11 protein-coding genes are annotated in these 11536 nt (G+C 69.6%); 4 read left to right on the top strand and 7 right to left on the bottom strand.

The genetic code is table 11. The features are described from left to right. Positions 1 to 117: 117 nt before the first annotated feature. Positions 118 to 480 (top strand): tRNA-binding protein, encoded by a 363-nt coding sequence (locus ACU4E7_RS02660; protein ID WP_447020558.1) that lies wholly within the window; start codon positions 118 to 120, stop codon positions 478 to 480. Between the two features lie 118 nt (positions 481 to 598). On the opposite strand, the gene ACU4E7_RS02655 is transcribed toward ACU4E7_RS02660, so the two are convergent. From ACU4E7_RS02655 to ACU4E7_RS02635, 5 genes are all read right to left on the bottom strand, one after another. After that, positions 599 to 2326 carry a DUF3300 domain-containing protein gene (locus ACU4E7_RS02655; RefSeq protein ID WP_447020557.1) on the bottom strand — a complete coding sequence of 576 codons (1728 nt, stop codon included), beginning with the start codon at positions 2324 to 2326 and terminating at the stop codon, positions 599 to 601. A 188-nt stretch (positions 2327 to 2514) separates the two neighbouring features. Beyond that, positions 2515 to 3288: a gamma-glutamyl-gamma-aminobutyrate hydrolase family protein gene (locus tag ACU4E7_RS02650; RefSeq protein ID WP_447020556.1), complete on the bottom strand. Its 774-nt coding sequence runs from the start codon at positions 3286 to 3288 to the stop codon at positions 2515 to 2517. Positions 3289 to 3291: 3 nt separating this feature from the next. Next, the gene (locus ACU4E7_RS02645; RefSeq protein WP_447020555.1) at positions 3292 to 3978 is read right to left on the bottom strand and encodes an outer membrane protein; all 687 of its coding nucleotides are present in this window, start codon (positions 3976 to 3978) and stop codon (positions 3292 to 3294) included. 89 nt (positions 3979 to 4067) lie between these two features. Beyond that, on the bottom strand, positions 4068 to 5405 hold the full coding sequence (gene glmM, locus ACU4E7_RS02640; RefSeq protein WP_238120595.1) for a phosphoglucosamine mutase: 1338 nt from the start codon (positions 5403 to 5405) through the stop codon (positions 4068 to 4070). Between the two features lie 181 nt (positions 5406 to 5586). Continuing rightward, positions 5587 to 6693 (bottom strand): linear amide C-N hydrolase, encoded by a 1107-nt coding sequence (locus tag ACU4E7_RS02635; protein WP_238120596.1) that lies wholly within the window; start codon positions 6691 to 6693, stop codon positions 5587 to 5589. Between the two features lie 281 nt (positions 6694 to 6974). Between ACU4E7_RS02635 and ACU4E7_RS02630 the strand changes: the two genes are divergently transcribed. Both ACU4E7_RS02630 and ACU4E7_RS02625 read left to right on the top strand, forming a co-directional pair. Next, on the top strand, positions 6975 to 7976 hold the full coding sequence (locus ACU4E7_RS02630) for an adenosine kinase (protein WP_447020554.1): 1002 nt from the start codon (positions 6975 to 6977) through the stop codon (positions 7974 to 7976). Beyond that, the gene (locus ACU4E7_RS02625; protein WP_447020553.1) at positions 7973 to 9325 is read left to right on the top strand and encodes an ATP-dependent DNA helicase; all 1353 of its coding nucleotides are present in this window, start codon (positions 7973 to 7975) and stop codon (positions 9323 to 9325) included. The genes ACU4E7_RS02630 and ACU4E7_RS02625 overlap by 4 nt, the downstream gene beginning before the upstream one ends. A gap of 6 nt (positions 9326 to 9331) precedes the next feature. Here the strand turns inward: ACU4E7_RS02625 and ACU4E7_RS02620 are convergent, their stop codons facing one another. Then, entirely contained in the window at positions 9332 to 9640 is a 309-nt protein-coding gene (locus ACU4E7_RS02620) for a YciI family protein (protein WP_447020552.1), read from the bottom strand. Positions 9641 to 9812: 172 nt separating this feature from the next. Beyond that, positions 9813 to 10706 carry a branched-chain amino acid aminotransferase gene (locus ACU4E7_RS02615; RefSeq protein WP_238120600.1) on the bottom strand — a complete coding sequence of 298 codons (894 nt, stop codon included), beginning with the start codon at positions 10704 to 10706 and terminating at the stop codon, positions 9813 to 9815. A gap of 207 nt (positions 10707 to 10913) precedes the next feature. Here ACU4E7_RS02615 and ACU4E7_RS02610 point away from each other — a divergent pair, with 207 nt between their 5' ends. Further along, complete coding sequence (locus ACU4E7_RS02610) at positions 10914 to 11465, top strand: MarR family winged helix-turn-helix transcriptional regulator (RefSeq protein WP_238120601.1); 552 nt, start codon at positions 10914 to 10916, stop codon at positions 11463 to 11465. Positions 11466 to 11536 lie beyond the last annotated feature (71 nt).

Raw genomic sequence — 11536 nt, 5'->3', positions numbered from 1 at the left:
GGACGGGCCCGGGCCAGGGGCGCCGGCTGGGGGAGGGGTGCCGCTCGCGCTGGTCCTGCCTATGCTGGGGTGTCCGGGTGTGGGCCCGGTATCCTTGAGCGGTGCGGGAGGCGGGTCGTGAGCGGGCAGACGGATGGGGGCGCTGAAACCATTTCCTTTGACGATTTCCTGAAGGTGGATATCCGCGTCGGCACCATCGTGGCGGCGGAGCCGTTCCCGAAAGCGCGCAAGCCCGCCTTCAAGCTCACCATCGATTTTGGTCCGGAGATCGGCCTCAAGCGCTCGTCGGCGCAGATCACCGTGCATTACACGCTGGAGCAACTGGTGGGGCGGCAGGTGGCGGCCGTGGTGAATTTTCCGCCGCGTCAGATCGGGCCGTTCATGTCGCAGGTGCTGACCCTGGGCTTTCCCGATGCGGAGGGCGCCGTGGTGCTGGTGACGCCGGGCCAGCCGGTGCCCAACGGCGCCCGCCTGTTCTGAGCGCATCGGGGCCGGTCGGGCTGGGTTCCGGCATTTGCATCTTCCGAAAAAAGGTTCGGCCCGGCGCAGGGTCCTGCGCCGGGCCGGTCATGTCGATCACACGCGACCGCAGCAGGCCTCAGCGATGAGGCCGATGGGCGCCGCCCTGAGGCCGAGCGCGATGCTGCTGCGGCCGCGCCCGTTGTTGCGGGCGTGCGCGCTGCTGTGGCCGGGCCCGTTGCTGGGGCCGGGCGTTCTGCTGCGGCCGCGCCCGCTGCTGAGGCCGCGCATTCTGCGGTCGCTGCTGGGGCCGGGCATTCTGCTGGGGCCTCTGCGCATTGGGGCGCTGGGCATTAGGCCGGTTGGCATTGGGCCGCTGCTGGTTGGGGCCGGCATTGGGCCGATTGCCCGCGCCGCCAGGACCGCCGGGACCACCGGGCCGATTGATGCCCGCAGGCCCACCCGGACCACCGGGACGGTTGACGCCGCCGGGGCCACCTGGCCCACCCGGACCACCGGGACGGTTGATGCCACCGGGGCCACCCGGGCCGCCTGGACCACCGGGACGGTTGATGCCACCGGGGCCACCCGGGCCGCCCGGACCACCGGGACGGTTGATGCCACCGGGGCCACCCGGGCCGCCCGGACCACCGGGACGGTTGATGCCACCGGGGCCACCCGGGCCGCCCGGACCACCGGGACGGTTGATGCCACCGGGGCCACCCGGGCCGCCCGGTCCACCGGGACGATTGATGCCGCCGGGTCCGCCGGGACGGCCGGGCATGGGCGGACGTGGGCCGACACCGGGTCCGCCGGGCGGACGTGGGCCGACACCCGGGCCCGGCGGGCGCGGGCCGGGCCGCCAGGGACCGGGACCCCAGGCCGGAGGCGGCGCGCCGGGCCGCCAATAGGGCGGCGCCCGCCAGCCGGGCGGCCGCACCCACACGCTGTTCCAGCCGCGGTTGTTCCAGCCCCAATTGTTGTTCCACGCCGAGCCCACCAGCACACCGGCGCCAAAGGCGAGGGCGCCGGTGGCGAAGGTGGTGAACACCGAGGAGCTGTCATAGGTGGGAACGTAGATCCGCTCCGGATTGGCCGGTGCGATATAGATGGTGTCGCGCCCGTTGTCCTGGCGGGTGGTCACCACCTGCTGCGGCGTGGTCTTGAGGTTGCCCACCTTCTGCGCCTGGGCGCGCAGCAGCTGGATGGTGGTGGACACGTCCTGCGGCTGGTTGACGAAGGCGTAGCCGAGGGATTCCGCCCACTCCATGTGGCTGGTGAGCATGGTCACCACCTCGGGGAAGCGCACCAGCGCCTTCACCGAGGGGTCCCAGCTCATGGCATCCACGGCGGTGAAATTGTTGTCCTTCACCGCCTGCGGGTTGGCCTCGATCCATTGATTGGCGGCCACCAGCTGGTCGGGGAAGGCCGTGGCCGGGAACATGATGGCCAGCAGCGGATCGGGATAGAGGGCGATCGGCGACAGCAGATATTCGAGGTCAGACATCGAATAGAGCTGCGGCGCTGCGGATTGTGCCGCCGCCGCGGCCGCGGCCGCCGGGGCGGTGGGCAGCGGCGTGGGCTGGGCCGCGGGCGGCACCACCTGCGGCGCCGGCGCATCCTGCGCCACGGCCGGCGGGACGGCCTCAGGCGCAACCTGGGGTGCAACTTCCGCCGGAGTCGTCGGCGCGATGGCCTGCGGCTGGGTGGATTCGCCGGCCGGCGGAGTCTGCGCCAGCGCGGGCAGCATGCTGGTCGACCAGCCGAACACCGCGGCAATGGCGATGCGCGACCATGTGCTGGCCCATGCGGATGAATTCATCCGCAGGCGCGAGCGCTGACTCTGGTCTTGATGGGTGGGCACCATCCCTGTCTCCTGGTTACCCGATGATTGTGAATTCAAGGCCAATTCGCGCCGTGTCGCAAGGAGATAGATCAAGGCACGACCGTTCCGCCACGGCGCGGACCGGTCGCTGGCGCGGGGCGCGGGCATCTTGCGGTGCAGCAGATTGATGCGTGGCAACGGCTGGCGCGGCGTCGGCCGTTGCGCGGCCCTCAGGGGTGGGTGCGCGCCGCCTGGCGGGTGCGCACCGCCGCGCCGAAGGCCGCCAGCAGCCGGGCATTGGCGGGGGAGAGGTCGGGGCGGTATTCCGCATGCCACTGCACGCCCACCGCGAACGGATGTCCGCTCACCCGCACGGCCTCCGGCGTGCCGTCCGGCGCGCGGGCCTCCACGCTGAGGCCGGCGCCGATGCGGTCCAGGGCCTGATAATGCAGGGAGTTCACCGGAAAGCTGCGGGCACCGAAGGTGGCCTCCAGCGGCGAGCCGGGCACCAGGTCCACCGCATGGAGCGGGCCATAGCGGGTGTCATAGGGGGCGTCTTCCGGCGCGTGGTGCGGCAGGCGCCCGGGCAGTGCGGCGAGATCGGCATGGAGGGTGCCGCCGAACGCCACGTTCAGCTCCTGAAAGCCGCGGCAGATGAACAGGGCGGGCACCTGCGCCGCCACCGCCGCGCGGATCAGCGCCAGGGCGAAGCGATCGCGCACCGGATCGAAGGGGCCGGGGGCATCGTCCGGGCCGTTCCAATGGCTGGGGTGCACGTTGGAGGGGCTGCCGGTGAAGAAGAAGCCGTCCACCCGGGCGATCAGGGTGGCGATATCGGCGTCGCGGTCCGCCTCGGGTCCCACCGGCAGTGCCATGAGCGGCACCGCATGGGCGAATTCGGCGACCGCGCGAGCATATTTCTCCCCCACCATGAAATAGGGCAGGTCGGTGTCGTCCTTGAGGTCACCGACAATGGCGACGAGGGGCTTGGCGGCCGCGCCCATGGCTCATTCGCCGAAGCTGTAGCGGATACCGAACCGGACCTGGTGCCCGCCCAGGGCGTCGATGCTCACCCCGGGAACGGCGGCGACGTCCGGGGCGCCGACATCGATGTAGCGATAGCCGAGATCGACGCTCCAGCTGTCCGAGAAGGCGTAGGACACGCCACCCCCCAGGCTCCAGGCGAACTTCCACTGGTCGTCCGCCGCGGGAATGATCGGTGGCGGCGAGATGCGGTCGATGGCGAAGCCCACGCCGCCGCTGAGATAGGGGGTGAAGCCGGCCAGCGTGATGATGTCCCAATAGACGCTTGCCAGGGCGACGGTGGCATTGGCCTCGAACCGTCCCAGCACGGTGTCGACGCCGCCGAGGTCGAGATAGTCGAGGCCCACCTCGCCGCGCAGCCAGGGGGTGAAGCGATAGCCCAGCCCGGCACCCACCGACCAGCCGGAGGCGCGCGAGCTGCCACCTGCGGCGCCGGTTCCGATAAGGTTTTGCAGAGATCCGTCCACATAGCCGGCGACATAGCCGCCGTCAGCGCGCAGGTACCAGCCGCCGGCGGCGCTTTCCACCACCTCGGGCGGGGCGAGGGAGAAGTCGCCGGCCTTGCCCAGCAGGGGTGCCTCGTCCGAGGCCCAGGCGGCAGCCGGGGAGATGAGCAGCACCGCCGCGAGGAACCGAATCGAACGCACCATTACGCACCCCTGGATTTCGTCTGACGGCATCAACCGTCGCACGGGGGCACTTAAAGTGGGATTAACCCTGACGGGAGGTTAAGGCCGCCTCAGGCGGCGGCCTTGGCCAGCGCCTCGATCACCTGGTCCACCACGCCCTCCACCAGGTCTCGGTCGTCGCCCTCGCCCATGACGCGGATCACCGGCTCGGTGCCGGAGCGGCGGATGAGCAGGCGGCCATGGTCGGCCAGGCGCTGCTCGGCGGCGGCGATGGTGGCCTGCACCTCCTCCGCCTCCAGCGGCATGACGGAATCGTAGCGCACGTTCTTGAGCACCTGGGGCAGCGGCTCGAACCGGTGGCACACCTCCGACACCGGCTTGCCCTGGCGGGCCACCACGGCCAGCACCTGCAGCGCCGCCACCAGGCCATCGCCGGTGGTGGAGAAATCCGACAGGATGATGTGGCCGGACTGTTCGCCGCCCACGTTGTAGCCCCCGGCGCGCATGCGCTCGAGCACATAGCGGTCGCCCACCGATGTGCGGGCGAGGTGGATGCCCTGCTCGCCCAGATGCCGCTCCAGGCCGAAATTGGACATGACGGTGGCCACCACCGTGTTGTGGTTCAGCCGGCCCTCGGCCTTGAAGGCCTCGGCCACCACCGCCATCATCTGGTCGCCGTCCACCACCTGGCCCTTCTCGTCCACCAGGATCACCCGGTCGGCGTCGCCATCGAGGGCGATGCCGATGTCGGCGCGCACTTCCCGCACCTTGGCGGCCAGCGCCGCCGGCGAGGTGGAGCCCACGTCGCGGTTGATGTTCATGCCGTCCGGATCGACGCCGATGGCCACCACTTCCGCGCCCAGCTCCCACAGGGCTTCGGGGGCGACCTTGTAGGCGGCACCGTTGGCGCAATCCACCACCACCCGCAGGCCCTCGAACTTCTGGTCGCGGGGCAGGGTGCCCTTGGCATATTCGATATAGCGGGCGTGCACGCCCTCCAGGCGCCGGGCGCGGCCGATCTCGTCCGGCTTGGCCAGGCGGCGGGCGAGATCCTGGTCGATCAGCGCCTCGATCTCCCGCTCCACCTCGTCGGAAAGCTTGAAGCCGTCCGGCCCGAACAGCTTGATGCCGTTGTCGTCGAACGGATTATGGGAGGCCGAGATCATCACCCCGAGGTCGGCGCGCATGGACCGGGTCAGAAGGCCCACCGCCGGCGTCGGCATGGGGCCGAGCAGCAGCACCTCCATGCCCACCGAGGTGAAGCCCGCCACCAGCGCATTCTCGATCATGTAGCCGGACAGCCGGGTATCCTTGCCGATCACCACCCGGTGGCCGCCATTGCGGAACACCAGGCCGGCCGCCATGCCCACCCGCAGCGCGATGTCGGCAGTGAGGGTGGAATTGGCGCGTCCGCGCACGCCGTCGGTGCCAAAATACTTGCGCGACATGGGTCCTCTTGGGTCCGGTCCTCATGAGGCCGGTCCTCATGGGTCCGGTCGTCATGGGTCATGGCCGGGTCGCTGGCCCGGTTTGTCGGGTGCGCCTTAGCATTTCCGCGCCCTGCCTGGCGATCACATCTCGTGACCGGCTTTCACAGAGCGCGGCGCGGATCTCTCCGCGCCGGTCCGTTCACTGGCCGATGGCGATGGGCGCCGGCGCGGCAGGCAGGGGGAGCAACTGCGGCGCCTTGCCGTCCAGCTTCAGCTTGGCGAAGTCGAGGCCCTGCAGGCTGGGGTTGTCGTAGGTGGTGAACGTGTAGCGCAGGTTCTTGAGGTCGGCGTAGACCGTCCATTCGGTGGTCTCGAAGCCGGCCACACCGCCACCGGCGGTGCTGCCCGCCTTGGTCACCACCGAACCGGGGGCAATGTCGAACGAGCTCATGATGTGGCGTACGTTCACCAGGGCCTCGGCCGTGGTGGCCGCCTCCGGCGCGTTGTGGGAGAAGAAGAAGGCGCGCAGGAAGCGCGAGGGGGAGAGCATGTCGCCCGGCAGGCCGTGCAACCCGGCGCCGGTGGACGGCGCGGCGATGGTGAGCGGGCCGACCTTTATGGGATCGGGCTCCACCGCCGACAGGTTCACATACTGGCCGAGATTGGCCAGGTGCCAGTCGAAGGTGGGGGCATTGGTGAGCACGCTGGTGGGGTTGTCATACATGTGGAGGGTGCCGCCCACATATTCCACCACCAGGCTGGCGCCGGAGGCATCGTGCAGGGTCATGTGCACCGGCACAGGGCCCTTGAACACCGCCTGCGGCGCCGCGCTCACCTTGATCTTGGGCATGGCCGCCTTCACTTCCGCCACGGTGGCGAACGAGGTCAGCACATAGGTCAGCATCTCGTAAGAGGCGATGGAGTTCTTCGCCTCGGCCGGGCTCACGTCCTGGAACTGCGCGAGATTGGGCAGATAGAGTAGGCCGCCGGCGAGCCCCTTCTCGTTCATGCCGTCGATGAAGACCTTGAGGCCGATGCCGTTCAGCCCCACAGCGGCATATTTGCCGGTCCAGGACAGGCCGGTGCCGGCCTCACCGGTGGGGCCGGTTCCGGTGAGGGCGATGTTGCGGGGCATCACCAGCGCTTCCGATTGCAGCGGCAGCCCGAATTCCATGGTGCGGCCATAGACCACGCCGCCATCCTTCGCCTTCAGGATCAGCGACGTGCAGGCGGAGGCGCCAAGGCTCTGCGTCAGCAGGGCCGCGCCGGCGAGGAGGGCGGTGGCGGTGCGCGCGTAGATCCGCATGGCGGGTATCCTTTTGCTTTGCCCCCAAGGGGGAAGAGGATGGTTCGCCCCTGGCTTGCCCATTGGGGCAGGGGAGAGTGGTTTGCCCGGCAAAGGGGCAAGACGAAGCCAAAACACCCTGATCGTCGCCCGGATCCGATAGCTATAGGCTTGCGCGGGGCTTGCGCCCATGGCCGGGGCGCTGTCCGCTGCGCAATTCTAAAGAAAGGGTTAACGCGATTGCGCCGCACCCAAGGGCGGTGCTACCGCTCGGCAGCGATTTTTTCCGGAGACTGCCGCCCGTGTCTTTCCCCCCGCTCGACGTGCTGACCATCGGCAACGCCATCGTGGACGTGCTCGCCCGCGCCGAGGATGATTTCCTCGCCACCCACGCCATGAACAAAGGCGGCATGGCGTTGATCGACGAGCCGCGGGCCGAGCAGGTCTATGCGGCCATGGGCCCGGGCACCGAGATTTCCGGCGGCTCGGCCGCCAACACGGCGGTGGGTGTCGCTTCCCTCGGCGCCCGCGCCGGCTTTATCGGCAAGGTGAAGGCGGACGGGCTCGGCACCGTGTTCGGCCACGACATCCGCGCCGCCGGAGTCGCCTTTGCCACCCCGGCCGCCGCGGACGGACCGGCCACCGCCCGCTGCCTGATCCTGGTGACGCCCGATGGCGAGCGCACCATGAACACCTTCCTCGGCGCCGCCCAGAGCCTCGCCGTGGCCGATATCGACCCGGCCCAGGTGGAGGCCGCCGCCGTCACCTATCTGGAAGGCTATCTGTGGGATCCGCCGGCCGCCAAGACCGCCTTCCTTGCCGCCGCCGAGATGGCCCACAAGGCCGGCCGCAAGGTGGCGCTCACCTTGTCCGATTCCTTCTGCGTGGATCGCTACCGGGCCGAGTTCCTCGATCTCATCCGCTCCGGCACCGTGGACCTCGCCTTCTGCAACGAGGCCGAGCTGAAGGCGCTCTATGAGACCGCCGATTTCGACACGGCCCTCGTGGCCCTGCGCCGCGATGCCAAGGAGGCGGTGGTGACCCGTTCGGAGAAGGGCGCTTCCTTTGTCACCTCCGGCGCGGTGGTGAGCGTGCCGGCAGTGCCGGTGGAGCGGGTGGTGGATACCACTGGCGCCGGCGACCTGTTCGCCGCCGGCTTCCTGGCCGGCTACACCAAGGGTCTGGATCCGGCGAGCGCCCTGCGGGTCGGCGCCCTGGCGGCGGGCGAGATCATCACCCAGCTCGGCGCCCGGCCCCAGCGCAACCTCCTGGACCTCGCCCGCGAGGCCGGCCTCATCTCGTGAGCGGGGCCGAGAGCGACAGCGCGCCGGGCCTGCCGGCGCAGCCGGGCGCGGCTCTCGCCAGTTCCGCTTTGGCGGATCCCGGCGGCCAGTCGGCGCGGGCGCTCGCCGCCATCGAGGCGCGGGCGCCGACCCTGCTGGTGCTGGGCGGCGCCGGCACCGGCAAGACCACCTTCCTGCACGAATTGCGCAAGACGCCGCGGGGGCGCCAGGTGTTCCTGGCCCCCACCGGGGTGGCGGCGCTGCAGGTGGGCGGGCAGACCATCCATTCCTTCTTCGGCATTCCCCCGCGCCTGCTCAATCCCGACGAGGTGAAGCCGCGGGTGCAGGTGCGCCGGCTGTTGAAGAAGCTCGACCGGGTGATCATCGACGAGATCTCCATGGTGCGGGCGGACCTGCTGGACGCCGTGGACATCTCGCTGCGCATCGCCCGCGACAGTTCGGAGCCGTTCGGCGGCGTGCAGATGGTGCTGGTGGGCGACTTCCTGCAATTGCCGCCGGTGGTGCCCATGGCCGAGCAGGAGATGCTGGCCCGCATGGGCTATGACGGCCCCTTCGCCTTCCACGCCAAGGCCTTGGCCGATCGCGCCACCACCGGCGTGCCGTTCACCCATGTGCATCGGCAGACCGATCGCGGCTTCATCGCCATGCTCGATGCGCTGCGCCGCGGGCGCGGTGCGCGGGATGCGGCGGAGGCGCTCAACGACGCCTGCGTGCGGCCCCATCGCGAGGGCCGCCTGCCGGTGCTGCTGACCCCCACCAATGCCCGCGCCGATGCCTATAACGCCCGTGGCCTCGCATCGCTGCCGGACGAGGGCCGCGAGTTCGCCGGGGCGCTGAAGGGCGAGTTCGGCCTGGAGGGCGATCGCCTGCCGGTGGCCGAACGGCTGGTGTTGAAGCGGGGCGCGCGGGTGATGGCGCTGCGCAACGATCCGGCGCGGCGCTGGGTCAACGGCTCGGTGGGCACGGTGGTGGGGCTCGCCGCCGGCTGCGCCATCGTCAAGCTGGATGCCGGGCCCACGGTGGAGATCGAATCTTTCACCTGGGAGCGCATCCGCTACGGCTGGGACGAGCGCACGGCGCGCATCGAGGCGCAGGTGGTGGGCACCTACACTCAATTGCCCCTGGCGCCAGCCTGGGCGCTCACCATGCACAAGGCCCAGGGCCTGACCCTGGATGATGTGCGCATCGATTTCGGCGAGGGCGCGTTCGCCCCCGGCCAGGCCTATGTGGCGCTCTCCCGCGCCCGCTCCCTGGAGGGGCTCTCCCTGGTGCGGGCCATTCGCGGGTCGGATGTGCGGGTGGATCGCCGGGTGGCGGCCTTCATGGAGGCGTTCGAGGCCGAGGGGTAGGGCGCCTCAGCCTTCGACCGGCAGGCGGCAGACCCCATCCACATAGCCCTCGCGCCAGCGGGTGATCTCCACCCGTGCGAACAGCTCCGCCTGCGCCAGCGGATCGGCGGCGAGGAAGGCCTCGGCCTCGCCTCGGCTTTCCAGAGCTACGATATAGAGGCCGCCGCCCAGGGGCTGGCCGTCATCATCCAATTTGCCGCCGCACGCGATCAGCAGATGGGCGTGGGCGGCGAGGAAGGCGAGATGGGCGGGCCGGGTCGCCGCTCGCAGGGCCAGGGTGCCCGGCTTGTCGAAGGTCTCGATCATGAACGGCATGGGCATCCCCGGCGCGTAAAGCGCCAGGGTGGAAGGCAGCGCTAGCCGCGTCCAGGGCCGGTTGCCGTGCGGAACCAAAAAACCCCCTCCCGGCAGGCCGGAAGGGGGCTTTGAAGACGAGCACACTCGGGTCTTCAGGGGTGGCGCCCCTGAAGGATCACGCGGCCTGCTGTCATGCCGCCTGCTTCTTGGGCTGCACCTCGGCGGTGTAGGCATCCATCAGCTGGTGGGTGATGCCCGACGGGGTGAACTTCCAGTCGGCGATGGCGCCCACCGGGGTCACCTCGGCGGCGGTGCCGGTCACGAAGCACTCGGTGAACTCGGACAGCTCCTCGGGCTTGATGTGGCGCTCCACCACCTCGATGCCGTGGCGGCGGGCCAGCTCGATCACCGTCTTGCGGGTGATGCCGTCCAGGAAACAGTCGGGGGTGGGGGTGTGCAGCACGCCATCCTTCACGAAGAAGATGTTGGCGCCGGTGCACTCGGCCACATAGCCGCGATAGTCCAGCATCATCGCATCGGCGAAGCCGCGCCGCTCGGCCCGGTGCTTGGAGATGGTGCAGATCATGTACAGGCCGGCCGCCTTGGCCTTGCAGGGAATGGTCGCCGGATCGGGGCGACGGAACTCCGCCAGGTCGAGGTGCAGGCCCTTGATGCGCTGCTCGGGATCGAAATAGCTCGGCCACTCCCACACGGCGATGGCGAGGTGCACCTTGTTGTGGGGCGCGGCGACACCCATGGTCTCGCTGCCGCGCCAGGCCACCGGGCGCACATAGGCATCGAGCAGGTTGTTCTTCTCGAGGGTGGCCTTCTTGGCGGCGACGATCTCGGGCATGGAATAGGGGATCACGAAATCCAGAAGCTCACCGGAGCGGCGCAGGCGCTCGGCATGCTCGGTGGACTTGAAGATTTCGCCGCCATAGGCGCGCTCGCCCTCGAACACGGTGCTGGCATAATGCAGGCCGTGCGAAAGCACGTGCAGCTTGGCGTCCTGCCACGGCACGAAGGCGCCGTCGTACCAGATCCAGCCGTCCATTTTGTCGAAGGGAACGCCCGGTGCACTCATGATCCTTGCTCCTCTTCAGGCCGCGTCGTCCGCGCGGCTTCCCCCCTGGTGCCGCCTTGCTTTGCAGGCTGGCCACTCGGGGGTATCTTTACGCCAGCGGCATTTGCTGGCAACACCGCGAAACGATCGGTTACGGTTTGGCTCGACAGCGACCGATCATTTCGTGAAACTGGTCCTGTAAGTAACGATCGCATTGAAAAAGTCAATATGGCTGACATAAACACCGCACTCGCGCCGGCCGAGACTCCCGCGCGCTCCGCGTCGGAGGAGATCCGGGACGGCGTGCCTCTGGTGGACCTCGTCGAGCTTTTGTTCTTCGCTTACAGGGACTTCGTGGGCGACCCCGACGAGATCCTGGCGCCCATCGGCTTCGGACGGGCTCACCATCGCGTGATCCATTTCGTGAATCGCCACCCTGGTATGCGCGTGACGGACCTCTTGGAGATCCTGCAGATCACCAAGCAGTCCCTCGGCCGGGTGCTGCGTGAACTGGTGGACGAGGGGTTCGTGGAAAGCCGGGCGGGAGCCGCCGACCGGCGCCAGCGCCTGCTCTATCCTACCCCCAAGGCGGAGGCGCTCGCCCGTGATTTCGTCGGCATCCAGAGCCGGCGCATCGCCCGGGCGCTCGACGCCTGCGGGCCGGGATCGGAAGAAACGGTGCGCCGCTTTCTTCTCGCCATGATCGATCCGGAGGATCGGGCGGCGGTGGAACGGCTGATCCAGCGCGCCGACCGGGCCCGCCGCGCCCGCCACGGGTGATGTCCTGATGCCGGCGGAGTGACGGCCGGCAGGCGCCCAAAGGCTTGACGGCGGACCGCGCGGGCGTGCAC

The sequence above is a fragment of the Xanthobacter sp. ZOL 2024 genome (assembly GCF_052932325.1).
The sequence above is the reverse complement of the archived record's forward strand: the minus strand, read 5'-3'. Positions and strand labels throughout refer to the sequence as shown.

Bases quoted from the DNA above. Each gene is read 5' to 3' on its own strand.
- ACU4E7_RS02655 (WP_447020557.1), bottom strand. From the start codon at position 2,326: ATGGTGCCCACCCATCAAGACCAGAGTCAGCGCTCGCGCCTGCGGATG.
- ACU4E7_RS02650 (WP_447020556.1), bottom strand. From the start codon at position 3,288: ATGGGCGCGGCCGCCAAGCCCCTCGTCGCCATTGTCGGTGACCTCAAG.
- ACU4E7_RS02645 (WP_447020555.1), bottom strand. From the start codon at position 3,978: ATGGTGCGTTCGATTCGGTTCCTCGCGGCGGTGCTGCTCATCTCCCCG.
- glmM (WP_238120595.1), bottom strand. From the start codon at position 5,405: ATGTCGCGCAAGTATTTTGGCACCGACGGCGTGCGCGGACGCGCCAAT.
- ACU4E7_RS02635 (WP_238120596.1), bottom strand. From the start codon at position 6,693: ATGCGGATCTACGCGCGCACCGCCACCGCCCTCCTCGCCGGCGCGGCC.
- ACU4E7_RS02620 (WP_447020552.1), bottom strand. From the start codon at position 9,640: ATGCCGTTCATGATCGAGACCTTCGACAAGCCGGGCACCCTGGCCCTG.
- ACU4E7_RS02615 (WP_238120600.1), bottom strand. From the start codon at position 10,706: ATGAGTGCACCGGGCGTTCCCTTCGACAAAATGGACGGCTGGATCTGG.
- ACU4E7_RS02610 (WP_238120601.1), top strand. From the start codon at position 10,914: ATGGCTGACATAAACACCGCACTCGCGCCGGCCGAGACTCCCGCGCGC.